24 protein-coding genes are annotated in these 25468 nt (G+C 70.2%); 10 read left to right on the top strand and 14 right to left on the bottom strand.

Translation table 11 applies throughout. The features are described from left to right. Window positions 1-75: 75 nt before the first annotated feature. Complete coding sequence (locus ABT367_RS09545; protein WP_352251288.1) at window positions 76-966, top strand: LysR family transcriptional regulator; 891 nt, start codon at window positions 76-78, stop codon at window positions 964-966. A gap of 46 nt (window positions 967-1012) precedes the next feature. On the opposite strand, the gene ABT367_RS09540 is transcribed toward ABT367_RS09545, so the two are convergent. The 5 genes from ABT367_RS09540 to ABT367_RS09520 form a co-directional block, all read right to left on the bottom strand. Beyond that, window positions 1013-1360, bottom strand: a complete 348-nt coding sequence (locus tag ABT367_RS09540) for a DoxX family protein (protein WP_352251286.1) — start codon at window positions 1358-1360, stop codon at window positions 1013-1015. Window positions 1361-1582: 222 nt separating this feature from the next. Then, window positions 1583-2146, bottom strand: a complete 564-nt coding sequence (locus ABT367_RS09535) for a hypothetical protein (protein ID WP_352251284.1) — start codon at window positions 2144-2146, stop codon at window positions 1583-1585. A gap of 57 nt (window positions 2147-2203) precedes the next feature. After that, a complete protein-coding gene (locus tag ABT367_RS09530; RefSeq protein ID WP_352251282.1) occupies window positions 2204-4375 on the bottom strand; it encodes a putative bifunctional diguanylate cyclase/phosphodiesterase in 2172 nt (723 codons plus the stop codon). Further along, window positions 4372-5184 (bottom strand): SAM-dependent methyltransferase, encoded by an 813-nt coding sequence (locus ABT367_RS09525; RefSeq protein WP_352251280.1) that lies wholly within the window; start codon window positions 5182-5184, stop codon window positions 4372-4374. The genes ABT367_RS09530 and ABT367_RS09525 overlap by 4 nt, the downstream gene beginning before the upstream one ends. 358 nt (window positions 5185-5542) lie before the next feature. Beyond that, the gene (locus ABT367_RS09520) at window positions 5543-6490 is read right to left on the bottom strand and encodes an SCO0930 family lipoprotein (protein ID WP_352251278.1); all 948 of its coding nucleotides are present in this window, start codon (window positions 6488-6490) and stop codon (window positions 5543-5545) included. 232 nt (window positions 6491-6722) lie between these two features. Here ABT367_RS09520 and ABT367_RS09515 point away from each other — a divergent pair, with 232 nt between their 5' ends. From ABT367_RS09515 to ABT367_RS09505, 3 genes are all read left to right on the top strand, one after another. Continuing rightward, entirely contained in the window at window positions 6723-6932 is a 210-nt protein-coding gene (locus ABT367_RS09515; protein ID WP_165329804.1) for a hypothetical protein, read from the top strand. Continuing rightward, window positions 6926-8233, top strand: coding sequence for an alpha/beta hydrolase (locus ABT367_RS09510; protein WP_352251276.1), 1308 nt, complete (start codon window positions 6926-6928; stop codon window positions 8231-8233). The genes ABT367_RS09515 and ABT367_RS09510 overlap by 7 nt, the downstream gene beginning before the upstream one ends. Before the next feature lie 235 nt (window positions 8234-8468). Next, window positions 8469-9035, top strand: coding sequence for a hypothetical protein (locus ABT367_RS09505; RefSeq protein WP_352251274.1), 567 nt, complete (start codon window positions 8469-8471; stop codon window positions 9033-9035). A 116-nt stretch (window positions 9036-9151) separates the two neighbouring features. Here the strand turns inward: ABT367_RS09505 and ABT367_RS09500 are convergent, their stop codons facing one another. Beyond that, a complete protein-coding gene (locus ABT367_RS09500) occupies window positions 9152-9631 on the bottom strand; it encodes a hypothetical protein (protein WP_165329802.1) in 480 nt (159 codons plus the stop codon). Between the two features lie 332 nt (window positions 9632-9963). On the opposite strand from ABT367_RS09500, the gene ABT367_RS09495 reads away from it, so the two are divergent. Beyond that, window positions 9964-10620: a class F sortase gene (locus ABT367_RS09495; RefSeq protein ID WP_352251272.1), complete on the top strand. Its 657-nt coding sequence runs from the start codon at window positions 9964-9966 to the stop codon at window positions 10618-10620. Window positions 10621-10692: 72 nt separating this feature from the next. Here the strand turns inward: ABT367_RS09495 and ABT367_RS09490 are convergent, their stop codons facing one another. Together ABT367_RS09490 and lysX are read right to left on the bottom strand one after the other, a co-directional pair. Further along, a complete protein-coding gene (locus tag ABT367_RS09490; RefSeq protein ID WP_352251270.1) occupies window positions 10693-11535 on the bottom strand; it encodes a polysaccharide deacetylase family protein in 843 nt (280 codons plus the stop codon). A 95-nt stretch (window positions 11536-11630) separates the two neighbouring features. After that, complete coding sequence (gene lysX / locus ABT367_RS09485) at window positions 11631-14963, bottom strand: bifunctional lysylphosphatidylglycerol synthetase/lysine--tRNA ligase LysX (RefSeq protein ID WP_352251268.1); 3333 nt, start codon at window positions 14961-14963, stop codon at window positions 11631-11633. A 147-nt stretch (window positions 14964-15110) separates the two neighbouring features. On the opposite strand from lysX, the gene ABT367_RS09480 reads away from it, so the two are divergent. Next, entirely contained in the window at window positions 15111-15515 is a 405-nt protein-coding gene (locus ABT367_RS09480; RefSeq protein ID WP_434975436.1) for a universal stress protein, read from the top strand. 133 nt (window positions 15516-15648) lie between these two features. After that, on the top strand, window positions 15649-17076 hold the full coding sequence (locus ABT367_RS09475; RefSeq protein WP_352251264.1) for an amino acid permease: 1428 nt from the start codon (window positions 15649-15651) through the stop codon (window positions 17074-17076). Window positions 17077-17166: 90 nt separating this feature from the next. On the opposite strand, the gene ABT367_RS09470 is transcribed toward ABT367_RS09475, so the two are convergent. Further along, a complete protein-coding gene (locus ABT367_RS09470) occupies window positions 17167-18366 on the bottom strand; it encodes a CapA family protein (RefSeq protein WP_352251262.1) in 1200 nt (399 codons plus the stop codon). A gap of 397 nt (window positions 18367-18763) precedes the next feature. Between ABT367_RS09470 and ABT367_RS09465 the strand changes: the two genes are divergently transcribed. Continuing rightward, window positions 18764-19306 carry a sigma-70 family RNA polymerase sigma factor gene (locus ABT367_RS09465; RefSeq protein WP_352251398.1) on the top strand — a complete coding sequence of 181 codons (543 nt, stop codon included), beginning with the start codon at window positions 18764-18766 and terminating at the stop codon, window positions 19304-19306. A gap of 339 nt (window positions 19307-19645) precedes the next feature. Beyond that, the gene (locus ABT367_RS09460) at window positions 19646-20089 is read left to right on the top strand and encodes a hypothetical protein (RefSeq protein WP_352251396.1); all 444 of its coding nucleotides are present in this window, start codon (window positions 19646-19648) and stop codon (window positions 20087-20089) included. A gap of 25 nt (window positions 20090-20114) precedes the next feature. Here the strand turns inward: ABT367_RS09460 and ABT367_RS09455 are convergent, their stop codons facing one another. From ABT367_RS09455 to ABT367_RS09435, 5 genes are all read right to left on the bottom strand, one after another. Then, the gene (locus tag ABT367_RS09455; RefSeq protein ID WP_352251260.1) at window positions 20115-21326 is read right to left on the bottom strand and encodes a histidine kinase; all 1212 of its coding nucleotides are present in this window, start codon (window positions 21324-21326) and stop codon (window positions 20115-20117) included. Continuing rightward, entirely contained in the window at window positions 21323-23191 is a 1869-nt protein-coding gene (locus ABT367_RS09450) for a cation acetate symporter (protein ID WP_352251258.1), read from the bottom strand. The genes ABT367_RS09455 and ABT367_RS09450 overlap by 4 nt, the downstream gene beginning before the upstream one ends. Window positions 23192-23221: 30 nt before the next feature. Beyond that, window positions 23222-23605 (bottom strand): hypothetical protein, encoded by a 384-nt coding sequence (locus tag ABT367_RS09445; RefSeq protein ID WP_352251256.1) that lies wholly within the window; start codon window positions 23603-23605, stop codon window positions 23222-23224. Window positions 23606-23801: 196 nt separating this feature from the next. Next, on the bottom strand, window positions 23802-24083 hold the full coding sequence (locus tag ABT367_RS09440; RefSeq protein WP_352251254.1) for a hypothetical protein: 282 nt from the start codon (window positions 24081-24083) through the stop codon (window positions 23802-23804). A 140-nt stretch (window positions 24084-24223) separates the two neighbouring features. Continuing rightward, a complete protein-coding gene (locus ABT367_RS09435; protein WP_352251252.1) occupies window positions 24224-25000 on the bottom strand; it encodes a LytR/AlgR family response regulator transcription factor in 777 nt (258 codons plus the stop codon). A gap of 187 nt (window positions 25001-25187) precedes the next feature. On the opposite strand from ABT367_RS09435, the gene ABT367_RS09430 reads away from it, so the two are divergent. Next, window positions 25188-25468: anti-sigma factor family protein (locus tag ABT367_RS09430; protein WP_434975434.1), on the top strand; the 281-nt coding region annotated here is incomplete at its 3' end.

Genomic DNA, 25468 nt, shown 5'->3' with positions numbered 1-25468 from the left:
AGGACCTCATCGGTCCAAGACATGATCCAGCTCATTTCGATAGCTGACGCCTATCGAGCGCGTACGCTGGCGGGTATGCAGTTCCAACAGCTCCAGTACTTCGTCGCGGTCGCGGAGACACATCACTTCACGCGGGCGGCGGAGAGTCTGCATGTCGCCCAGCCCTCGCTCTCCCAGCAGATCAAGGCGCTGGAGCGGGAGCTGGGCGCCGAGCTGTTCAGCCGGGCACGCGGCAATATCGCGCTCACCGACGCGGGCGAGGCACTGCTGCCGCTCGCGCGCCGGATCCTCGCCGACGCGGACACCGCCCGCCTGGAGGTCCAGGAGCTGGCGCAGCTGCGGCGCGGGCGGGTCCGGCTCGGTGCGACGCCCAGCCTCTGCACGGGTCTGCTGCCGGACATTCTGCGCGCCTTCCGCGACGAGTATCCGGGGGTCCAGCTGCTGGTCGAGGAGGGCGGCTCGCACGACCTCGTCCGTGAACTCGCCCGTGGAGCGCTCGACTTGGCCCTGGTCGTCCTGCCCCTCCCGTCGCCCTCCCCCGCCCTGACGACCGTGGAGCTGCTGCGCGAGGACCTGGTGGTGGTCTCCGCCCCCGACGCGCCCGCTCCCGGGCGTGCGGGGCGCTCGGTGCGGATCGCGGATCTGCAGGACGAGCCGCTCGTGATGTTCCGGCACGGCTACGACCTGCGGGAGCTCACCGTCGCGGCCTGCCGTGCGGCGGGGTTCGAGCCGGACTTCGCGGTGGAGGGCGGCGAGATGGACGCGGTGCTCGGGTTTGTACGGGCGGGCCTCGGGGTGGCCGTGGTGCCGCGGATGGTCGCCATGCGGGCGGGCCTGGGACTGCGGGTCACCCCGCTGACCCGACCGGGTCTGCACCGGACGGTGGCTCTGGCCCACCGCAGCGATGTGGCTCCGCCGCGGGCGGCACGGGAGTTGCAGCGGATGCTGACGGGACATCTGAGCTGAGCGGTACGGGACGGTGGCGGCCGGTCCCGGGCCGCCACCCGCACCGTCAGGCGACCGCCACGCCCAGGGCCAGCGTCGTCGCCGCGAGCACGAGGAACGGGTACTGCAGCCCGAACGAGTAGTCCTTGGCCCGTACGTGGGTGGCGATCGCAAGCGCGTAGAAGAGGACGAGTCCCACCGCGGCGGCGATCCCGATGGCCGGGACCCAGAACCCCACGATCAGGCCGACGACGGCCGCGGCCTTGGGCAGACCGAGCCAGGGCAGGATCCGGCGCGGAACGCCCACCCGGTCCATCCCCTCGGCGATCCGTTCCCAGCGCGCGAAGTCGGCGCCGGCGGAGAAGAGGTTGTACGCGATCGTGACGATGGCGAAGACGGCGTAGGCCACGTTCATGGCGGGCTCCTCGGGGTGCGCAGGGGGTGTCTTTCCCTTGCGACGAGGCAGTCCCCCGAGCTGTGACATCGACCGGCGTCACACCGAGGTGGCCGGACGGGCGTCACTTCGCGCTGTCACGGGCGTCCCGATGGCGGTGCCCGACGGCAGTACGCCGAGGGCGTCGGACGCGCGTCGCACCGAGGTGTCCCACGCGCATCACCACGGAGCACCCGGCGGACATCACGCCGACGGCGCCACCGGCCCGTCCCACCCCACCGCCCGCAGCACCGCCTCCGCCACCTCGGTCACCGGCCGCCGTGTGGCGTCGACGGAGCAGTCGGCCACATGGGCCGCGTCCAGGATCCCGGCCAGCTCGCCGGAGCGGTCGAGGTGCCATCGCAGGCCGTCGGGGTCGTCGGCGTGCCGGGCGCGCAACCGTTCGCGTACGACGGCGAGTCGGACTTCGAGCCGGCAGACCGTGAGCGGTACGCCGACCGCTGCGGCAAGGCCGTGCACCTCATCCCGGCTCTCGGCGACTCCGGCCAGCACGAGGCGCTGCGCCCCGGCCTCCAGATAGGTGCCGGCCACCGCCCGCACATTCCGCAGCAGCACCCGGGAGTTGAAGGGGTCACCGGCCGGCGCGGGCCACACCTGGCACAGCCGGTCGAGGTCGACGACACCGTGCGCGACCCCGGCCCCGGCCAGCAGGTCCCCGACCGCATCGGCGACCGAGGTCTTGCCGGCGCCGACGGTTCCCGTGATCAGCACGGCTTGCGGTGACGGCGTACGAGGCGTGGCGATCATGCCGCCGATGCTAGGTCCCCGGCGCGCGACCCGCCTCGACCACGCGACCCGTCCCGTTCACCCCACCGCGTCCACCAGAGCCAGCTCATGCAGCTGGTCGGGCGGTCCGGGCCGCGCGTAGTACCAGCCCTGAGCCGTATCGCAGCCCAGCATCCGCAGTTGCTCCGCCTGCGCCCCCGTCTCCACGCCCTCCACGGTCACCGACAGGTCCAGGCTGTGGGCGAGGCCCACGATGCCCTCGACGATCCGCAGATCCACCGGATCGACCGGGAAACGCTGCATGCCCTGCGTGAACGAGCGGTCCAGCTTCAGGATGCTCACCGGCAGACGCCGCAGATTGGCCAGGTTCGAGTAGCCCGTACCGAAGTCGTCCAGGGCGATGTCCACGCCCATCTCGGCGAGGCGGCGCAGCGGTTTGAGCAGATCGTCGTCCGCGCCGATCAGCGCCGACTCCGTGACCTCGAGGCAGAGCGAGCCGGGGGCGAGCCCGGACCGCTCCAGGATCTCCACGGTGTCGGCCACCAGGCCCGGATAGTGGAGTTGGTGCGGGGAGAGATTGACGTTGATCCGCAGCGGCCCGGCGTCCGCGTGCCGTTCCTGCCACTCGCGCGCCTGGCGCACCGCCTGGTCAAGCACCCAGCGCCCGAGCGGCACGATCAGCCCCGTGTGCTCGGCGAGCGGGATGAAACGGTCCGGGCTCAGCACCCCGTGCTGCGGGTGCAGCCAGCGCACCAGCGCCTCGGCTCCGCGTACGCTCCCGTCCGCCAGGTTCACCAGCGGCTGGTACTCGATGAAGAACTCCTCGCGGGCGAGGGCCGCGGGCAGGGCGGTGGTCAGGCCGTAGCGCGTGATGGTGCGCGCGTCGGCCTCCGGGTCGGCGAGTTCGTAGCGGTTGCCGCCGGCCGACTTCGCCCGGTACATCGTGATGTCGGCGCTGCGCAGCACCTCCGCCGGGCTGCGCTCCCCCGCCGGTCCCTCGACGATGCCGATCGAGCCGCGCACGGTGAGCTCGCGCCCTTCGATACGGACCGGGATCGCCAGCATGCTGAGGATCCGCGAGGCCAGCTCGTCGACCTCGCGCTCGGTGTCGGGCCCCGTGGTCAGGGCCACGAACTCGTCGCCGCCGAGCCGGGCCACCATCTCCCCCGGCCGGGTCGCACAGGACTGCAGCCGGTCCGCGATCTCGACGAGGAGCCGGTCGCCGGCCGCGTGCCCCATGCTGTCGTTGATGGCCTTGAAGCCGTCAAGGTCGAGGTAGCAGAGCCCGAAGCGGCGGCCCTCGCCCGCGGCGAGTGCCTTCTCCAGGCGCTCGAAGAACAGCGTGCGGTTGGGCAGACCGGTCAGGGCGTCGTGTGTCGCCTCGTAGCGCAGCCGCAGATTGAGCAGCCGGCGCTCGGTGGTGTCCTCCATGAGGGCCAGTTGGTACTGCGGACGGCCCTCCGCGTCCCTCAGCAGGGAGACAGTGAGGTTGGTCCACAGGACCGTGCCGTCCGCGCGGTAGTACGGCTTCTCCACGCGGTAGTGCTCACGCCGGCCCTGCACCAACTCCTCGTACAGACGCCAGACTTGAGGGGCGTCATCGGGATGGGTCCAGTCGGAGACCTTGCGGCCGCGCAGCGACACATCCATGCCGCCGGCGCCGAACATCGTCTTCAGGGTGTCGTTGACCTGGAGGATGGTGCCGTCCAGATCCGCGATCCCGATCCCCACCGCCGCGCCTTCGAACACGGCACGGAAGCGGGCCTCACTGCTGTGCAGCGCCTCCGCCACCGCCTGGCGTGCCGTCAGCGCGGCACGGGAGATCGCCTCCTGCTCGCCGAGGGTGCGCTCGCGCAGGGCTCCGGCGAAACCGCCGGCCATCGCATGCTGAAGGCGCGCCGAGCGGGCCCGCTGCGCCTCGCGCTCCGTCTCGTCCGAGGTGCCGCAGTACAGGACCAGATAGGCGTCGACGACGTCCAGGGTCCGGGTGAGCGCCTCGGGGTCGGTGCAGTGCGCCTCGATCAGCGCGGCACCCACCTGCCGCCCGGCCGCCGCGTCGAAGGCGCGGGCGGTCAGCGCGTCCCGCAACTGCCGGGCCAGCGGGAGCAGTTGCCCCTCGAACTCGACCCGCGTACGCGACGTCGCCGTCACCGGGAAGACGGCCCGGCTCCATATCGTGACGAACCGGCGCAGCCGCGAGTCGGGGCCGTCCGCCCCGGCCGCCTCGTCACGATCCTCGGCCGCGTTCACGTCAGCAGCCCCACACCCGCGTATCCCGAGAAGGCAAACGGGTCCTCCTGCTCCGGCGGTGCCTCGGGACGCCACAGCGGCATGGAGACGAGGCCGGGTTCGACCATCTCGTACCCCTCGAAGAAGCGGCCGATCTCGTCACGCGAGCGCATGATCAGCGGGTTGCGGATGTCCTTGTAGACCCCGACCGTGCCGCCGGCCCGCTCCTGCGTGAGCGGAATCCCGTCGAACGAGGCGTGCGTGAGGATCAGCAGGCTGCCGGGCGCGAGAGCGTCGCGCAGGGCGGCGACCGCCGCGTACGGGTCGTCGGAGTCCTCGACGAAATGCAGAACCGCCACCAGCAGCAGCGCCACGGGGCGGTCCAGGTCGAGCAGCCCGGACAGCTGAGGGCTGCCCAGGATCTCCTGCGGCTTTCTCAGATCGGCGGCGAGCACCACGGCGTCGGGGTTGCCGTCGAGCACGGCCTCGCTGTGCGCGACGGCCACCGGGTCATGGTCGACGTACGCGACCCGGGCACCCGGGTGCAGCTCCTGGGCCACCTCGTGGACGTTGCCGAACGTGGGGATGCCGGAGCCGATATCGAGAAACTGGGTGATGCCCCGCTCGACCGCGTAACCGACCGCGCGTCTCATGAAGGCACGATTCGCCTGCATGATCTTGGGCAGACCCGGCATGAACTCCATGGCCTTGCGGGCCGCTTCACGATCCGACTCGAAGTTGTGCGAACCACCCAGGTAGTAGTCATAGATACGCGAAACGCTCGGCACCGAGATATCGATGCCCCGCGGGGCCCAGGCGGGTCGCTCCATCAGATTCTCCCTGTTCGACATCTCGGGTCTGTGACCGAGCCGGTGTTCGAGGCGAGGCTACTGATCGGCAGGTGGCGGGTCGAGTCGAACCGGAAATTGCTCGTCCGTTCTCGGTCACTGCCTCCGGCAAGTGCATCTGCAGCTGCACGTGCAGCCGAATTCTCGTCACCTTTGGGGTAGTTCGGTGCGATGGAACTCGACTCCCCTCTTCCAGAACGGACTTCTCCGGTGTGACGCAAGTCCTTTTGGAATTTTGAACTCCCTGCCCCGGACTTCCGGCAAACAATACGGGCCGGTTCCTCCACCGCAGAGGGGTGTGGAGGAACCGGCCCGGCCGGCGTACCGCAGCGGGCGCCGTCTACTTGGGCGCGCCGACGAGCTTGCCCTGGGGCGAGACCGCGTACCAAGTGCCGCCCACGCCCTGCCCGTTGGTGTCGCCAGGCGCCTGGTCACCGGCGTAGGTGTACAGCGGCCAGCAGTCGATGGTCTGCTGCTGGATGCCGTCGGGTCGGTCGAAGGTGACGAAGCCCTTCTTGAGGATGCCCTCGGTGTCGTTCTTCTCGACGGGCTCGACGACCGGCCAGTTCTCCAGGCAGTCGCCGGTGCAGGCCGACTTCATCGGCCAGGCGGAGTCCTTCTTGAAGCGGTAGACGGTCATCCCGTTCTTGTCGATCACGATCTCGCCGAGCTTCGGGTCCTTGCGGGTGGACAGACCCGCGAGATCGGCCTGCTCCCCGCCGCCCTCCTCGGCGGCGGGGGACGCCTTCTTGCCGTCGGGCGCCGAGGCGAACCAGGTGCCGCCCACGCCCTGGCCCTTGGCGTCGCCGGGCTTCTTGTCCTGGGCGTAGCGGTACATCGGCCAGCCCGCGATGGTCAGCTGCTCGGTGCCGTCGGCCCGTTTCACGGAGCCCATCAGGGCCGCGTCGACGCCCGGTGCGGCCTTGGCGTCCTCGGCCGAGACCACGGGCCAGGCCTTGGCACAGTCCCCCTCACAATTGGATTTCGGCGGTTTCGCCGTGTCCTCGTCGAAGCGGTAGAGCGTGAATCCCGCGCTGTCGGTGACGACCTTGCCGAGCTCCTTGCTGTCCCAGACGGCGAGCTGGCCTGCGGGCTTCGCCGCGGCAGCCTCCGCCCCGGCGTCGCCGGCCCCGCCGTATCCGTCCCCGTAACCGTCCTCGGCCGGTGCCGCGTTGCCCACGGACTGCCCGTTCGGCTCGTCGGAACCCTTCTCCTGACCGCACGCCGTCGTCAGCGCCAACAGGGCCGCTGCTGCTGCCGCGATCGAGGCGCTCCGCCAGGTCTTCATCGTGAACTCCCATGGTCCGCTTGTGGTGCGGCGCTTGGATGCGCCGCACATGGCCCTAGGTACGCAAGCGGACGGCGGCTGCGTTCAACTCACTTCAAGATTTCTTTTCCCACGCACCTCCCTCACGCCGGTGAAGTGCACTTTTTCCTTGCGTTTCGGTGGAACCACCCGCCCCGGGAAACCCGGGGGATGCTAAATGGCCGAATTGCATCGCCTGACGCACTCTGAGGGCATGCCCTGGCAAGCGCCGATCGTGGTCCACCCGCCCCGCGCGGGGCACCCGGGACGCCGTGTCGAGGTGCGCGGCGTCGCCCTGGGGACCGCGTACGACGACGCGGACCTCGTGGAGTTCCTGCGCCGCGCGGGACTCAGCGATGCCGACATGTCGCTCGACGACCCCCATCTGGTCGAGTGGCGCGGACCAGGGGCGCACGCATGGTGATCGCGGGGCCGCTCGACTGGTCGCTCGTCGACGGCCCGCTCCCGCTCGCCCTGCGGGTGCTCGGCCTGCTCTCGCTGGCCTTTCTGCTCGTGACCCGTGACCGGCGCTGGTGGACCCGCTGGCTGCCGGTGGCCCTGGTGCTCGCCGCGCTCCTCACGTATCTGGTCAAGGTCATCGTCAACGACTGGTGGCAGCCGTTCCCCGACGAGCTGCCCTTCGAGGTCCTCTTCTGGATCGGCATCCTGCTGCTCGGCCTGCTGCTCGCCGCCTTCAAGCTGCGCTTCCTGCGCTGGCGGGGCCGGCTGGGCGCACTGTTCGCCGCGCTGTTCGTGAGCTTGTACGCGATGAACCAGGTGAACATCTACTTCGACAACTACCCGACCGTACGGACCCTTCTCGGCCCGCAGGACACGGTCAGCCTCAAGGACGCGACCGGCACCACGGAGCCGGTGCTCGAGGTGCCCGAGGGCAAGACGATCGCGGAGGTCTGGAAGCCGCCGAAGGACCTGCCCGCCAAGGGCACCCTGTCGCAGACCCCGATTCCGGGGTCGAAATCCGGCTTCAAGGCGCAGACCGCGTACGTCTATCTGCCGCCCGCCTACCACGCCTCGCCGCGCCCTCTGCTTCCCGTCCTGGTGCTGATGCCGGGGCAGCCCGGCGCCCCCGAGAACTGGGTGACCTCCGGGCAGCTGCCGATGATGATGGACGCGTTCGCGGCGCAGCACGGCGGCCTCGCACCGATCGTCGTCGTGGCGGACCCCCTGGGCTCCCCGTTCAACAACCCGCTGTGCGTGGACGGCAAGCTCGGCAAGGTGCAGACGTATCTCTCCGAGGACGTCCCGAACTGGGTCGCCGCCCACCTGCAGGCCGCCAAGGACCGCACCCAGTGGGCCATCTCGGGCCTGTCCAACGGTGGCACCTGCTCGCTGCAGATCGCCGTGAACGCCCCACAGCGCTACGGCGCCTTCATCGACATCTCCGGCGAGGACGAACCCTCCATCGGCAGCCACCAGCAGACGGTGCAGAGCGTGTTCGGCGGTGACGAGGCGGCCTTCCGCAAGGTCAATCCGATGGATGTGATGGCCCGGCAGAAGTTCCCGGACACCGCGGGCGTCTTCGTCGCGGGCACGGACGACGCCACTTTCGGGCCACAGGCCAAGGTGGTGTACGACGCGGCCCGCAAGGCCGGGATGCACGTCCAGCTGATGGAGCTCCCGGGCGGTCACACCTGGCAGGTCTGGCGGCCGGGCCTGGAGAAGAACATCCCGTGGCTGGCCCGGCAGACCCGGCTGATCCCCTGATCCGGCGTCAGCTCCCTTCGTCCGGTACACCGCTCGGCCTCCTTTCGCACACCACGCCCCGCCGATCGCGCGGCGCCACGGCCCATGTCCCACCAACGGCCCAGGCGCATGCCCCATTCGTACGACAGCGATCGCGGCCGTACGGGCGCCTCCTTAGCGTTTCGGTCATCGAGGTGCATTTCCGGCAACAGCGGTAAGGTCCGCGGCTGCTCCTCGGGGACCCGGAGGACTCACCATGCGCGCGATACGCAGCTTCCCAGCGCTCGCTCTGCTCGCTCCCGCCACCATCTGCGCCCTCACGATCGGCATGCCCCCGGCACAGGCCTCACCGGCCGCGGAGAAGCCGGCCGCGGTGAAGGGCGACAACAACATCACCTCGTTCGGCTTCAGCGTCACGCCCTCGACGATCGCCGCCGGCGGCCAGGTCACCTTGAAGGTCGACGGCTGCGACGGACAGGCCACCGCATCGTCCGGCGTCTTCGACACCGTCACCGTCAACTCCGGCCAGAGCGCCAACGCCACCGTCGACTGGGACGCCAAGCCCGGTGCGATGTACACGGTGACCTTCGACTGCCGCGGCGAGAAGGGCACGACGCAGCTCACCATCGCGTCCGGCAGCGGCGGCTGGACCCATCAGCCCACCAACCCGCCGATCCACCACGGCGTGAAGGCCGGCATCGGTGGCAGCCTCGCCGACCTCGACTTCGGCGAGATCGCCTTCGGCGGACTGCTCATCGCGGGCGCGCTCGGCTCCGCCCTGCACTTCGCCCGCCGCCGCCCGGCCGAGGGTGACCACACCTGAGCGAGGCCGGCACCACAATCGCCGGGCGCGGGCGTCGCCACAACTCCTGAGCCCGGCCCAGCACTTCGCCCCCGGGATCGTCGAGATCCCGGGGGCGAAGTGCGTGTGTACGGGCGTCAGGCCTTGGACTCGCCCCGGCGCCGCAGCCAGAACATCCCGCCGCCGGCCACCGCGGCCGCCACCAGGCCGGTGCCGATGGCGATGTCGGTGGAGGTGGCGCCGCTGGTGACGGAGCCGCCGGTGCCACCGTGGGCGGGTCCGACCACGGTCAGTGCCAGGTCCTTGGTCACCGACTGGCCGCCGCAGGTGGCGGTGACGGAGTGGTGGCCGAAGCTGGCGTGCGAGTAGATCGTCGGGTTGGCGTGACCGCCGCCACCCGTTCCGTTCAGGTGCGTCTGGGGAAACGCGGTCGAGGTGATGGTGCCGCCGCTGCCGCATTCATGGGCGTTGACCGTCACCGCTACCTGGGAACCACGGGCCGGGTGAGTGGGGCTGACGCTGATGACACTCCCGTCCCAGGCGCTTGCCGTCGGTGCTGCGAGCCCGAGAAACGCACCGGCGACGCCCAGGGCCGCCAGGGCACGAGTTGTACGCATGTGGACCTCCGCGAAAGACGCCCCGGGGAACCTTCCCCGGTCAATCGGCGAGAGCGCCTTTCAGATCAGACCCTCGAACGCCCTGCGCAGGCCCGCATTTCGGGGCTGGTCCGTACCGGTGAGCGACACGCCGAGCGTAATTCCGTACACCGGATATCACCGCAGGTCACAGACCGTCAGAAATGGTTTGGGCAAGTCGACTCGGATGGCGCAGGCCCGGCCGTATCACCACCCGTTCGGTGCCGACCGATCGCCGCCCGTACGCAATCCACTTAGCGTTCTTGCATGCGCGAACGGCGTGGGACAACTGCCGCGTCGAGAGGGGACTGTGAATGGATTCGGCACATGGTGCACAGGAGGAGGAGCCGCAGAAGAAGCGGGCTCCGTGGGGTGTCATAGCGCTTGTTCTGCTCACCGGTCTCGCACTGATCCGGAACGGCTCGGGCGAATTCGCCGTGGGCCCTCCGCAACCGGCGTCGGCCGCGGAGCGGGTGACGGCGGGGGAACCGCGGGCCGCCGGTGTGCAGGCCCTGCCGTTCTCGATCGCGGAGCGGATCAGGATCGACCAGATCCAGGTGAACGCACCGATCCAGCCGGTGGGTCTGGACGCGGACGGCTGGGTGGACGCCCCGCCGCCCGAGGACCCCAACCTGGCGGGCTGGTTCACGGGTGCGGTCTCGCCCGGCGAGAACGGCACGTCCGTGCTCGTCGGCCATGTCGACAACAATCAGGGGCCCGCGGTGTTCTACGGGCTCGGTTCCCTGAAAAAGGGAAACCACGTGGAAGTGAGCCGCAGGGACGGAAAGACGGCCGTTTTCGAGGTGTACGGCGTCGAGGTCTTCTCGAAGGCCAATTTCCCCGGCGGAAAGGTGTACAACGCCACGGGCTCACCGGAGCTGAGGGTCATCACCTGCGGTGGCGGATTCACCAAGAAGGACGGCTACGACGGGAATGTCGTGGTTTTCGCCCGCCTGGTCGAGACGCGCTGACAACAGCGGCGCCGATCAGGCGGGCGCAAGCCCGGAAAGAGAACCGCCCGATGAGGCGGGCCCTTTCGGGAATTACGTGATTCTGCGCTGCGGAAGCCCGAAGCGATATCCGTCCGCAAGCAGGCGCGGCAGATAGATCCGCAGCGCCTCCACGCTCTGCCAACGGTTGCCGCCCGCATCGTGGTTGAGGATGACCACCCCGGAACCGGCGCCGCGCAGCACATTGTCGACGACCTTGCGGGTACCGGGCTCGGTCCAGTCCAGCGAGTCGGTGGTCCACGCGAGCGGCTCCATGCCGAGCCCCGCGCCGATCTCGAACGCGTCCCGGTTCCACGCCCCGTACGGCGCGCGGAACCACAGCGGGGCCTCGCCCACCGTCCGCTGGACGACCTCACTGGTGGACTCGATCTCGCGCAGCACCCCGGAGCGCCGCAGGCGCAGCAACTGCGGGTGCGTCCAGGTGTGGTTGCCGATGAGATGTCCGTCGTCGACCATCTCGCGCAGCAGATCGGGCGATGCGGCGGCCATCTCGCCGCAGACGAAGAACATCGCGCGGACGTGGTGCTGTCTCAGGGTGCGCAGGATGTGCGGGGTGAAACGGGGGTCGGGACCGTCGTCGAAGGTGAGCACCATGGTGCGGTTGCGGCTGGCCAGGCGGAGGATCGGCTTGGACCGCACGGGCGCGGCGGCCGGCAGCGAACGCGCGGGACCGTAGCCCGCGATGGGCCTGAGCCGGTACGCGGCGGGCTTCTGCGGACGACGGAGGGCAGGGGCGCCGCCGGCCGGTGCGGGAGCGGACGGTGCGGGCTGCGCGGACCATGGTCTGCTGAAGCAGCCGGCGGTCGTGGCGAGGGTGGCGAGGGCGGCGCCGCGCAGCAGCGCACGGCGCCCCGGAAGCAGTTCTTCCTTTTTCATGACTAATGCGTCGCACGGCCGAAGGCGCCCGGACCTCATCAACACGGGGGCCCGTGGAGAAGCACCTGTTGGGACTGTCAGAAGTGGCGGAGACCTCAGCGGCGGCGTACAAGGGGGAACGGCAGCGTCTCGCGGATGGTCAGGCCCGTGAGGAACATGACGAGCCGGTCCACGCCGATACCGAGACCGCCGGTCGGCGGCATCGCGTATTCGAGGGCGTCGAGGAAGTCCTCGTCGAGCTCCATCGCCTCCGGGTCGCCGCCGGCCGCGAGCAGCGACTGGGCGGTGAGCCGTCGGCGCTGCTCGACCGGGTCGGTCAACTCCGAGTAGGCGGTACCCAGTTCGGTGCCGAAGGCGACCAGGTCCCAGCGTTCCGCGAGCCGGGGGTCGGTGCGGTGCTGGCGGGTGAGCGGGGAGACGTCGGTCGGGAAGTCCTTGTAGAAGGTGGGCAGCTTGGTCCTCTCCTCGACCAGGCGCTCGTACATCTCCAGGACCACGTCCCCGCGCCCCATCTCCGCGGTGTACGGGACACCGCTCTTGTCGCAGAGCCGGTGCAGCTCGGGCGGTTCGGTGTCGGCGGTGACCTCTTCGCCGAGCGCCTCGGAGATCGCCCCGTACACCGTCTTGACCGGCCAGAGCCCGGAGATGTCGTGCTCGACGAGCTTTCCGCTCCCGTCGGCCTTGCGGGCGACGGGAGAGCCGAACGCGGCCGTCGCGGCACCCTGGATCAGCTCGCGCGTGAGGTTGAGCATCACGTCGTAGTCGGCGAAGGCCTGGTAGGCCTCCAGCATCGTGAACTCGGGGTTGTGCTTGTACGAGACGCCCTCGTTGCGGAACGTGCGGCCCATCTCGAAGACCTTCTCCAGACCGCCCACGCACAGCCGCTTGAGGTACAGCTCGGGGGCGATGCGGAGGTAGAGGTCGAGGTCGTAGGCGTTGATGTGCGTGGTGAACGGGCGGGCGTTGGCGCCGCCGTGGATCTGCTGCAGCATCGGGGTCTCGACCTCGAGGTAGCCGCGCTCCAGAAGACCCTGGCGCAGGGCCTGTACGGCGGTGGAGCGGGCCCGTACGACGTCGCGGGCCTCCGGGTTGGCGACCAGGTCGACATAGCGGCGGCGGACCTTCGCCTCGGGGTCGGACAGACCGCGGCGCTTGTCCGGCAGCGGGCGCAGGCACTTGCCGGTGAGCTGCCAGCCGGTGACGAACACGGACAGCTCGCCCTTGTCCGTGACGCCGATCTCGCCCGAGGCGGTGATGTGGTCGCCGATGTCGGTGGCGCGCGTGAAGGAGTCCAGGGCCTCCTGGTGTTCACGGGTGAACACCAGCTGGAGGTCACCTGACCAGTCCCGCAGATCCACGAAGGCGACACCGCCGAAGTCGCGGATCAGCATGACGCGACCCGCGACGGTGGTCCGCTCCCCGGTGCGCACGCCCGGCGCCAGTGCGCTGTGGGCGGTGCGGATCTCGGCCAGGGTGTGGGTGCGCGGGGCGATACCGACGGGGTACGGGTCGATGCCCTCGTCCTGCAGCCGCTCGAGTTTGCGGTGGCGGATCCGGACCTGTTCGGGCATGCCCGCCAGCGGATCGGCGGTCCCCGACGCGCCGGCGCCCAGGCCGAGTTCGTCGATGGCGGGCAGGCCCGCGGTGGTCGCGGGACGGTCGAACTTGGCGGGGGTGCGGCCCTTGCCCCACAAGGTGCCCAGACTCGGTACGGCGACGAAGCCCTCGGCGATACCCGAGGCCAGGGAGACCCGGGCCAGCGATCCGGCGTCCCCGTAACAGATGAAGCGTGGGTACCAGTCGGGGTCGTACTTGGCGTTGGAACGGTAGAGCGCCTCGAGCTGGAACCACTTGGAGAAGAACAGCAGCAGCTTGCGCCAGAGCCGCAGGACGGGGCCCGCGCCGATCCGGGCGCCTTCCTCGAACACGGAGCGGAAGACCGCGAAGTTCAGGGAGATACGGCGCACGCCCAGCTTGCCGACGGTGGCGCAGAGTTCGGCGACCATGAACTCCATGACGCCGTTGGGAGCGCTGCGGTCGCGGCGCATCAGGTCGAGCGAGATGCCGTCCTTGCCCCAGGGCACGAAGGACAGCAGCGCGAGGAGTTTGCCGTCGGCGTCCATGCACTGCACCAGGAGGCAGTCGCCGTCCTGCGGATCGCCGAGCCGGTCGAGTGCCATGGAGAAGCCGCGTTCGGTCTCGGTGTCGCGCCAGGCGTCGGCGCGGTTGATGATCTGCTTCATCTCCGCGTCGGTGAGCATGGAGTGGCGGCGGATACGGCAGGTGGCGCCGGTGCGCCGGACGCGGTTGACGGCCTGCCGCGTGACGCGCATGTCGCGGCCGTCGAGGTCGAACTTCTGCACGTACAGGATCGCCTCGTCACCGAGCTGCAGCGCGCCCATCCCGTGCCGGGCGAAGGCCTTCGCACCCTCCTCGGACGCGCCCATGACGGCGGGCGCCCAGGCGTAGCGCCTGGCGATCTCCAGCCAGGCCTCGATCGCCTGGTCCCAGGCGCCCGGGTCGCCGACGGGATCACCGCTGGCCAGGCAGACACCGGCCTCGACGCGGTAGGTGACGGCCGCCTTGCCGCTCGGGGCGAAGACGACGGCCTTGTCGCGGCGGGTGGCGAAGTAGCCGAGCGAGTCGTTCTCGCCGTACGCGCCGAGCAGCGCCCTGATCCGAGCCTCCTCGTCCCCGTGCAGCGCCGCTTCGAGCCGCTGGGAACGGAACAGGGTGAAGGCGGCGTTCAGGAGCGCCAATGCGCCGAACAGACCGAGGAAGAAGCTGAGCTGCCGCGGGGGCATGCCGTTGAACTGCTGGCCGGAGACCAGACCGCCGAGCACCCGGTTGGCCGCCCACGGCAGCCGGTGGCCGCGCTCCAGCGTGCCGGGGAACAGCTCGACCAGTCCCCAGCCCACCAGGATCGCCACCGCGAGTCCGCCGGCCAGCACACCGAGAGCGCGCAGGAACTGACCGCGCCGGGTCTGGGCGTAGAACTCCCGGTGGGCGAGGACCAGGATCACCAGCGCGATCCCGCAGACGATCGCCGAGGGGAGGACGTCCTTCCACTCCCCCTGCGCGATCCAGATGCCGTCCGCGATCAGGAGCAGCCCCAGATACGCCACGACCAGCCGCCACGCGATGGTCTTTCGGGAGGCGCACGCGGCGGCGAGCAGCGTCAGGAACAGGGCGTACGCGAGGTTCGGGCTGACCGGGACCGTGGCGTGATCGAGAGCCTTGGTGACGGGGTGGGCCAGACGGCGCAACGGGGCGATGATCGCGAGGACGCCGCAGTAGAGGCCGAGCAGGCCGAAGAAGGTCGCGAAAATATCCGGGACCTTGCTCAGGAACGGTGAGGTGCCTGGTCCGAGCCGGTCCGCATCGTGCGTCTGGCCCTTGGGTATCGCGGCTTCCACGCTGGCGCTCATGGACCGACTCTAAGAAGAGCCACGCGCGCCCGCCCGTCGAGAAGGGCCCGGCGGGTCACACCCCGCGCAGGCTGAGCTAGCCTCACGGCTGTGAGCGAAGAGCAGGCGACCCAGTTCGAACGCGGTACGGACGGCCCCAAGGTGATCATGGTCGGGGTCGACGGCTCCGATACCTCACTGCGCGCCGCCGCCTATGCGGGCGGCCTCGCACGGCGGCAGAACGCGCTGCTCGCCGTGGTGTACGTACAGCCCGTGATGGCGGCCGGGGCCGCGCTCGGCGCGCCCGTCGGAGAGGTCACGGACGAGATCGCCGAAGGGCTGATCGCAGAGATCAAGGACGCCACCGAGCGGGTGAAGGACATCTTCTCGGTGCGGTGGGAGTTCCACACGTTCCGTGGGGACCCCTACAACGGCCTGGTCAACGCCGCCGATGAGCTCAAGGCGGACGCCGTGATCGTGGGCGCATCCGAGCAGGCCGGGCACCGGATCGTCGGGTCGGTGGCGGTACGGCTGGTCAAGGCGGGGCGCTGGCCCGTCACCGTGGTCCCGTAAGTCTCCCCGGCGGCGTCACCGTCACCGGACTGCCGTAACCCTGCAACTCGCCGGGCACGCCGTCTTCCGTGCCCTGGTCTCGTGCGCCATCATCATCGGCCGTCAGGGAATCCCCCACGACGAGGTGACGCTCATGGCCCCACTCCGGAGCGGACACGGCGTACTGCGCCGTAAGCCGATCGAACAGATCGAAGAGACCGAGAGCGGGGAGGGCCGGCTCAGCAGATCGCTGGGTCTGTGGCAGCTCACCGCGATCGGTGTCGGCGGCATCATCGGTGCCGGAATCTTCAGCCTCGCGGGTGCCGTGGCCAGTGGCACGGCCGGTCCCGCCGTTCTGATCTCCTTCCTGATCGCAGGGGTCGCCAGTGCCGCGGCGGCCTTCTCGTACGCGGAGTTCGCGGGCCTGATCCCCAAGGCGGGCTCCGCATACACCTACGGCTACGCGGTGCTCGGTGAACTCGCCGGGTGGTTCATCGGCTGGGATCTGCTGCTCGAATACACGGCGATCGTCGCCGTGGTCGCGATCGGGATCTCCGGCTACTTCGGCTTTCTCGTCGAGGAGATGGGCGCCGAGCTGCCGGCCTGGATGCTGGGAGCACCGGGGACCGGTGACGGGCACAAGGTGGATCTCTTCGCCGCGATCCTGTGCCTGTTCGTCGCATATCTGCTGACCCTCGGCATCAAGAACGCGGCCCGTTTCGAGACCGTGGTCGTGGGTCTGAAGGTCCTTGTCGTCCTGCTTGTGATCGGGGTCGGGGTCTTCCACATCGACACCGGGAATTACAACCCGTTCTTCCCCTTCGGGGTGGGCGGCGCGTTCACGGGCGCGGCGACCGTGTTCTTCGCCGTGTTCGGCTACGACGCGATGTCGACCGCTGCCGAGGAGTCGAAGGACGCGCAGCGCCACATGCCGAAGGCGATCATGTACTCGCTGGCAATCTCGATGGTCCTGTACGTGCTGGCCTGCCTTGTCCTGACCGGCATGCAGAACTACAAGGAGGTCGACCCGGAGAGCGGGTTCTCCACGGCCTTCAAGTCGGTGGGCCTGGGCGGGCTCGCGGATGTGATCGCGATCGGGGCGATCATCGGGATCCTGACGGTCATGTTCACGTTCATGTTGGGAGTCACCCGGGTCTGGTTCAGCATGTCCCGTGACGGGCTCCTGCCCAAGTGGTTCGCCAAGACGCACGCGACCCGGCATGTGCCGGTGCGCGTGACCTGGATCGTCGGGGTCGCGTCCGCGGTCATCGCGGGGTTCCTGCCGATCGGCGAGGCGGCCGAACTCACCAATATCGGGATCCTGTTGGCGTTCGTGGTGGTGTGCGTCGCGGTGATCGTGCTGCGCTACCGGCAGCCCGAACTCCCGCGCACCTTCCGCTGCCCCGGGATGCCGGTCGTGCCGCTGCTCGGTGTGGGCTTCTCGATCTGGCTGATCACGTATCTGCAGTGGCAGACGTGGGTGCGGTTCGGGGTCTGGCTGGTGATCGGACTGCTCATCTACTTCGGGTACTCGTACCGCCGCTCGGAGCTGGCCAAGTCCTCCGGGCAACTCGACAAGTGACGCCGTGGCAGTTTGCAGGTACCGCGTGAAGCGCCGAGGGCCGTATCCGTCGCGACGGATACGGCCCTCGGCCTTTCGGCGGTGCGTTGCTCAACTGCCCATCGTCAAGCCCTGCTTGGCGGCGCCCCGGCTGAGCGTGACGCGGCGGATGCGGTCCCGTAGGTCCGTGTAGTCGGCGCCGCGCTTGATCGCGGCGTTCAGGTTCACCACCCGGCCGTCACCCGTGTCGAACCACTGCGGGATGAACTCCGCCCTGGACACCTCCCACCGGCCGCCGGGCTGCTTCGGCGGTACGAAGGTGAAGCGGCCGATCGTGCCCTGGTTGCCGCGCGGGTCGGCGGAGCCGGAGTAGTTGATCATGTCGCCGGCGATCTGGTCGCCCATGCCGTAGACCACCCAGGTGCCGTTGACCTTCTCGTACGGCTGCGGGACATGCGCGTGCGTACCGATGATCAGGTCGATGTCCGGGCGGCCGCCGCTCTTCGAGGCGGTCAGGCGCTTGGCGAGGCGGAGTTGGCGGCCGTCGGGCTCGTCCTGCCATTCGGTGCCCCAGTGCGGGCTCACCACGACCACATCGGCGCCGGCCCTGCGTGCGGCGCGGGCGTCCGCGATGATCTTCTTCTCGTCGATCAGATTGAGCGCCCAGGGCTGCCCCTTGGGGAGCGGATAGCCGTTGGTGCCGTAGCTGTACGCGAGATGGGCGACCTTCGCGCCGCCGGCCCGCAGGATCGTGGGGCGCTTGGCCTCGGCGGCGCTGCGGGCCGAACCCGCGTGCCGGACCCCCGCCTTGTCGAGGGCGTCGAGCGTGCGGCGGATGCCCGCGGCGCCCGCGTCGAGGGTGTGGTTGGAGGCGGTCGAGCAGGAGTCGTAGCCGGTCGCGCCGAGCGCTGCGGCGACCTGGGGCGGGGACTTGAACGCCGGGTAGCCGGTGTAGTCGCCGTCCGCCCCGTACACGGTCTCCATGTGGCAGATCGCCAGATCCGCCTTGGAGATCACCGGCTTCACGCCGAGCAGCATCGGGCGGAAGTCGTACCCGTCGCCGCCGGCGTCGGCGTTCGCCTGGCGGATGATCGACGCGTGCGGCAGGACGTCGCCCGAGGCCGCCAGGGTGAATCCCCTGGCGGAAGCGGAACCGCCGGCGGCGGACGGGGCGGGCGGTTTCCTCGAGGACTCGGGCCCTGGCGCGGAGGCGGGCTGCTCGGTGCCGCAGCCCGCGACGGCGGCCGTCAGCAGCGCGGCCAGCGCCGCGCGTGCGGTGTGTGCACGGAATGAACCAGTGCGTTCAGTCATCGACCGTGGCTTCCCTTGAGTGGTGGACGAGCCGGCGGAGAGCGAGCGCAATCTCCGTACATGAATCCATCCGGGGCGTAACGGGAAGTCAAGGAGCTTTGCCGCGCCTATTACGAATATGGAACTACTTGGCGGAAACGGAAGCTAATCACCCGATTCCGGAACACTGGATTCCACCCGGCTGCCCGGCCTCCGCAGGGCGACCGTTCGCCGCGCCGTTCGTCGCACCGCTCGTCGCACCGCTCGTCGCACCGCTCGACCTGCACGGGAACCGTTCGGCGCACCGCTCGGCCGTCCGTTCGACTGCCGCCGCACGGGCGCTCCGCACGCTCGCGCGTCGCGGTTACGTTCACGGCGACGCGGCGACCTACCGGAGGAGTCAACGGTGACCACCGCCATGGAGCACCCCACCCGCACCCCCGAACAGGAACTGGCCGAACTGCAGGAAGCCCATGGACGCGCCCTGTTCGGGTTTCTGCTCGGCCTGACCTACGGCGACCGGCAGCGCGCGGAGGATCTGGTCCAGGAGACCCTGGTGCGCGCGTGGCAGCACCCCGAGGCGCTGCGCAGCGATCACGACTCGATGCGGCCGTGGCTGTTCACCGTCGGCCGGCGCCTGGCGATCGACGCGCGCAGGGCCCGCAAGGCCCGGCCCACCGAGGTGGGCGCGGAGAGCATCGAGCTCGCACCGCCCGTGGGCGTCATAGGCGACGGGCACGAGGAGCGGTCGGTGACGGCGCTCGACGTCCGCGAGGCGCTCACGACACTGCGCCGCGAACACCGTGACGTCCTCGTGCAGCTCTACTACCGAGGGCACTCGGTGACGGAGGCCGCTCAGGCGCTCGGCATCCCGGCGGGAACCGTCAAGTCCCGTTCGCACTACGCGCTTCGGCGGCTCAAGAACGTCCTGCCCGGATACGGCACGGGGCCGCTGCACTGACACCCCGGGCGTGAGCAGCCTCACCCCCTGAACCTCCAGATCATGGCGGAGTCCGCTCCCTCACCGCCCTTAGTGTGAGGCGAGGACCAGGTGCGCCAGGCCCCTTGTGCACCGCCCGCACCACAGGGCTCGTGACGTCCCTTCCGTCTGCCGACGGAGGGGTCGATTTCGAAACCACTGTGTCCAGTTGAGTAAAGCCGGACCCACGTGCGTGCCCGACGGTGAAGGCTGCCCTTCGGGGCTCGAAGGGGTCCCACAGGGGGCAGAGAAAGGGAGTAGGTGGATCGGTTGCTGCCCGACAGGAGAAACGGCAGGGGTACCGGCGAGCTGGCCGTGCCGATGGCATGGCTGTACGCGGAGTACATCGCCGACGAACTGCTGCGCACCGGGGACCTCGTCCCGTCGAGCACCCTCGAGTACCGGGCCGGCCGGCAGACCCTCGCGCTCACGATCTATCTGTCCGACCAGGCGGACGAGCTCTCCGGTATCCGGGTGGTCTCCCAGCTCGACGAGTGGCTCTCCTTGACGGCGTACGGCCATCCCTGGCAGGAGTGGGTGCGCGAGCGGATGGAGCGCCGCGTGTCCGAAGGCGGCGGGCCCGATCTGGCGTTGGCGACGGAGACCTGGGAGTGGCTGCAGCGCACCGAGCTGCTCGCGGCCGACCTGGACTCGTCGCTGCAGTGGCACCGCGCCGGGATCGAGGTCGACGAGGGCGACCAGGTGTGGACGCCGGCCTGGGAACTGGGGCTGCCGCTCGGGCACTTGGCGATCCACCTGTTCTGACGCCCGCCGGGTGTGTGCCCCGTCCTCAGCGGCCGGAGTGCACCCCGGCCCGGTACTTGGGCACCCGTACCGTGATCTTCATCCCTGCGCCGAGTCCGGTCTCGATGACGAGGCCGTAGTCGTCCCCGTACACCTGGCGCAGCCGCTCGTCGACATTGGACAGTCCGACCCCGTTCGACCCGGCGCCCGGCGGCGGTTGCTCGCCCGCGAGGATCCGGCGGAGCAGGGCGGGGTCCATGCCGACTCCGTCGTCCTCGATGACGACGAGCGCCTCGGCGCCCTCGTCCTGCGCGGAGATGGAGATACGGCACTTGTCGCGGGAGTCCTCGAGGCCGTGCTTGACGGCGTTCTCAACCAGCGGCTGAAGACACAGGAACGGCATCGCGACCGGCAGCACCTCGGGCGCGACCTGCAGCGTCACCTGGAGCCGGTCGCCGAAACGGGCTCCGGCGAGCGCCAGGTACTGCTCTATGGAGCGCAGTTCGTCGGCGAGGTTGGTGAAGTCGCCGTGCCGGCGGAACGAGTAGCGGGTGAAGTCGGCGAACTCCAGGAGGAGTTCGCGGGCCCGCTCGGGATCGGTGCGGACGAACGAGGCGATCGCGGCGAGCGAGTTGAAGATGAAGTGCGGGGAGATCTGGGCGCGCAGTGCCCGGATCTCGGCCTCTATGAGGCGGGTGCGGGAGCGGTCCAGTTCGGCGAGCTCCAGCTGTACGGAGACCCAGCGGGCCACTTCGGTCGCGGCGCGCACCAGGACGGCGGACTCGCGTGAGCCGTAGGCGACGAGTGCGCCGAGTATGCCGTCCTCCCCGGTGAGGGGTGCGACGACGGCCCAGCGCAGCGGGCATTCGGGCAGTTCGCACTCGGTGTGCACGCTCAGACTCCGGCCGGAGTCGAGAAGTTCGCCGACGCGGCGCATGACGGGTTCGTTGTGGTGACCGTGTCCCGGCCCGTCCCAGGCGAGCACGCGCTCGCGGTCGGTCAGGCACAGGGCCTCGGTGCCCAGCAGGGAGCGCAGGCGTTTGGCGGCCTTGCGCGCGGTGTCCTCGGTGAGGCCGGCCCGCAGCGGGGGCGCGGCGAGCGAGGCGGTGTGCAGCGTATGGAAGGTGGCCCGTTCGACCGGGGTGCCGAGGTCCAGGTCCACCTCGCCGCGGCGGGCCGTGAAGCGGCCGAGCAGGATCCCGGCCGCGAGGACGACGACGCCCGCCACGACCAGCGCCGCAATCCCGATCCCGGTCATCGCTCCCCTGCTTCCTGCTGCTCGGCGTCCGCACGCGCGCGCCGCTTCCCGCCCCGCGCGTCCTGTTCGCCCTGCGGGACCACCCGCCGCTCGCCGTACTGCACTGCACGCTTGTCGGCAGCCCTCAGTTCACGCAGCGGCCCGTCCCCGCGCCGCCGCTCGAAGAGGTCCTCCGGCAGGTGCAGCCGGGCCAGGGTGGCCGCGGTGCCCGGGGGGATACGGGACGGGGTCAGGAGCGAGACGACGATCATCGTGAGGAATCCGAGCGGCACCGACCACACCGCCGGCCAGGCGAGCAACGTGTGCGCCCAGCCCGCCGATGGCAGTCCGGTGCGGGTCGCGAGGACGGCGGTGAGCGCCGCCCCTCCCCCGGTGACCAGGCCCGCCACGGCGCCGGGCGGGGTGAGCCGGCGCCACCAGATGCCGAGCACGAGCAGCGGACAGAACGACGAGGCCGATACGGCGAAGGCGAGCCCGACCGCGTCCGCGACCGGCACGTTGGTGGCGATCAGGGACACCCCGAAGGGGGCGGCCACTGCCATGACCGCCGCGATCCTGAAGTGCCCCACGCCGCGGGCCGGCAGCACGTCCTGGTGCAGCACTCCGGCCACCGCGAGCGTCAGTCCCGACGCGGTCGAAAGGAACGCGGCGAACGCGCCGCCCGCGAGCAGCGCCCCGAGCAGATCGCCGCCCACTCCCCCGATGAGCCGCTCCGGCAGCACGAGCACGGCCGCGTCGGCGTCGCCGGTGAGGGCGAGTTCGGGGGCGTAGATCCGGCCGAGCGCGCCGTAGACCGGTGGCAGCAGATAGAACGCGCCGACCAGACCGAGCACGACCAGGGTGGTGCGGCGGGCCGCGCGTCCGTTGGGGCTGGTGTAGAAGCGGACCGCGACGTGCGGCAGGCCCATCGTGCCGAGGAAGGTCGCGAGGATCAGTCCGTACGTGGCGTAGAGCCGGTACTCGTCCCGGTCGCCGGCGAGCGGCCGTGACCAGTTGGAGGTGCCCGTGCCGGTGTGCTCCTGGGTCTCCGGGACGCGGGTGCCCGCCGGGAAGCCGAGCTGGGTGCCGTCCTCGACGCGGTGCGTGCCTTCGCCGAGTGCGACGCGCTGCTTCTCGTACGAGGTGCCGTCGACCTTTCCGTCGACGGTGAGCGTGATGGGGGCGTCGAGTTCGATGCGGACGGTGTCGTCGATGCGTACCGAGGTGTGCTCGCGGAACACGGCCGGAGCGTCGAAGGTGGCGCGCGGGGTGTCGTCGCCGAACCAGGCGACGATCAGGAACAGCGCGGGGACCAGCAGCGCGGTGAGCTTGAGCCAGTACTGGAAGGCCTGCACGAAGGTGATCGAGCGCATACCGCCCGCCGCGACCGCGCCCGTGACGACCAGCGCGACGACGAGGCTGCCGACCCAGTCGGGCGAGCCGGTGAGGATCTCCAGGGTGAGCCCGGCGCCCTGGAGTTGGGGCAGCAGGTACAGCCAGCCGATGCCCACGACGAAGAGGCTGGCGAAGCGGCGCACGGTGTGGGATTCGAGACGGGCCTCGGCGAAGTCGGAGAGGGTGTACGCGCCGGAGCGGCGCAACGGGGCCGCGACCAGGATCAGCAGGACGAGGTAGCCGGCCGTGTAGCCGACCGGGTACCAGAGCATGTCCGGGCCCTGGAGGAGCACCAGGCCCGCGACGCCGAGGAAGGAGGCGGCGGAGAGGTATTCGCCGCTGATGGCAGCGGCGTTGAGGCCGGGCTGGACGGTGCGGGACGCGACGTAGAAGTCCGAGGTCGTACGGGAGATCCTGAGGCCGAGGGCGCCGATGAGGACCGTGGCGAGCACCACGACCGTCACCGCGGTCACCGCGTAGGTCTGGTTCAAGAGCGCACCGCGCAGATCTCGTTCAAGGGCTCAGCGTCCTTCGACGAGTCCCGTGAAGTCCCGCTCGTTGCGCTCGGCCCTGCGTACGTACCAGCGGGCTATGAGCAGCATGACCGGATAGACGCCGACGCCGAGGGACAGCCAGACCCACAGGGTCGGTGACACCTCGGAGCCCGTCACGGACTCGGGGAGCATGAAGAGCAGCGGCAGGGTGCCCACGAACAGGATGAGGACGCCGAGCGCGGTGAGACCGGCCCTCAACTGGCTGCGCATCAGGGACCGTACATAGGTCGTGCCGATGGTCGTCTGCTCGTCGATCTCGGAGCGTGCGGCGGTGTGCCCCAGCGGGCGCCGCGCCTGACGCGGCACACCGGTCACGGTCTCCCGGCGGGGGCCATCGGGGGCTGCTGGCATGGGCGGTGCGCTCTCTCGTCCTGGGGCCTGTCGTCAAATTCCCGTCGTCGCCCGCCAGGCAGGCGGGAATTTGACGACAGGCCCCTGGGTGGGTGAACGGGAGTCTACGCAGGGCTGATGACCTGGGGTAGGGCTCGGTCAAGGGCCGGAGGCGAAGCTCCGCCGGAACACTGTCAGGGCCTGGAGCGGAGCTCCGTCAGGGCCTGGGGTGGACTCCGGTCGCGCAGTCCTGGAGGGCGACTTCGAGCTCGACGTAGGACTCCTCGGCCCGCCGGAAGGCCAGCCGCAGTGCGGCCTCGGCGCGCGGACCGGTGAACGGGGCGGCGGCCTCATGGGCCTCGTCGAGGATCTCGGACCAGCGGGCCGCGGCGCTCTTGAGGCCGGCGAGATAGCGCGTCGCCTCGGTGGGACTCGTGGGCGGCGCGGGCAGCGCCCGCAACTCCGCGAGCAGTGCCTCGACTTCGGATGGACCGGGCATTGCGGACTTCCCTCCCCGTTGACGGAGGTCAGGCTAGGCGCGGCGCACTTGTCGGAACCAGCCGTGCGTCGGCGGACGGCGCCTTGGGCGCGGTGAGCGGTCCGCTGCCTCGGTGGACGGTCGGCGGCCGCGCCTCCGGTTCAGCGCCGCGCATGCCGCATCAGCAGATCGCGCAGCTCACGGGCGTGCCGGCGGCTCACCGCGAGTTCCGCGCCGCCGACGCGCACGGTGGTCGCGCCGGCGTCCAGGCGCAGTTCGTCGATGCGGCCGAGCGCGACGAGATGGCGCCGGTGTATCCGTACGAACCCGCGCGCCGCCCAGCGCTCCTCCAGCGTGGACAGGGGGATGCGCACCAAGTGGCTGCCCTCGTCGGTGTACAGACGCGCGTAGTCGCCGTGCGCTTCGACGTACGCGATGGCGTCGATCGGGATGAAGCGGGTGACTCCGCCCAGTTCGACCGGGATCTGGTCGGGGGCCGAGTCGACGGCGACCGGAGCGGCCGGCACCGGCACCGGGGCCGTGGACTGGGCCGTCAGATCGCTGACGCGGCGTACCGCTTCGGCGAGGCGCTCGCGGCGTACGGGCTTGAGGACGTAGTCGACCGCCTCGAGGTCGAAGGCCTGCACGGCGAAGCCTTCATGGGCCGTGACGAACACGATCAGCGGCGGCTTGGCGAAGCCGGCGAGGAGCCGGGCCACGTCAAGACCGGTGAGCCCCGCCATGTGGATGTCGAGGAAGACGACGTCGATGGCGTCGTCGCCGTCCGGGCCCGCGTCCAGGGCGCGGTTGATCCGCCGCAGCGCCTCGGTGGCATCGGTGGCGCCCTCGGCGCTGCGCACCCGCGGGTCGGCGCGCAGCAGGAAGAGCAGCTCTTCGAGTGCGGGCTTCTCGTCGTCGACGGCCAGTACACGCAGCATGCGGCGGAGTGTATGCGTCGGCGTGCCCGGTGGACACGGGGAGGCCGGCAGCCGGTGCGGGACAGTTCACCGAATTCCCAAGGGTGTTGAGCAGGAACACCGAATGCCCCGTATTGCAGGGGGACACACTTCTCGCCGTATCCCCCACGGTGCGATACCCCGTAATCCCGTACGAAGAGGAATGCCCATGAGCGCGCAGCACCAGGACGTCGCCGCCTATGCGCTGGGCGTACTGGAACCTGCGGACAGTCTGTATGTCGAGGAACATCTGGGCGACTGCCTGCACTGTGCGCTGGAACTCGTGGAATTCTCCCGGGTGGTGGCGCTTCTGGAACCGCTGTCCTCGCGGGATTCCGTCGCCTGTCTGCAGGCGCCTCCCGCGCAGCTGCTCGACCGGCTGCTCGTCCAGGTGCAGGGCCGCCGCCCTGCCGGCCGGCCGCGCTGGGTCGCCGCGGCGGTGGCGGCGCT

Origin of the sequence: Streptomyces mesophilus, from assembly GCF_040300965.1 — a bacterium.
Lineage (GTDB): Bacteria > Actinomycetota > Actinomycetes > Streptomycetales > Streptomycetaceae > Streptomyces > Streptomyces mesophilus_A.
The sequence above is the reverse complement of the archived record's forward strand: the minus strand, read 5'-3'. Positions and strand labels throughout refer to the sequence as shown.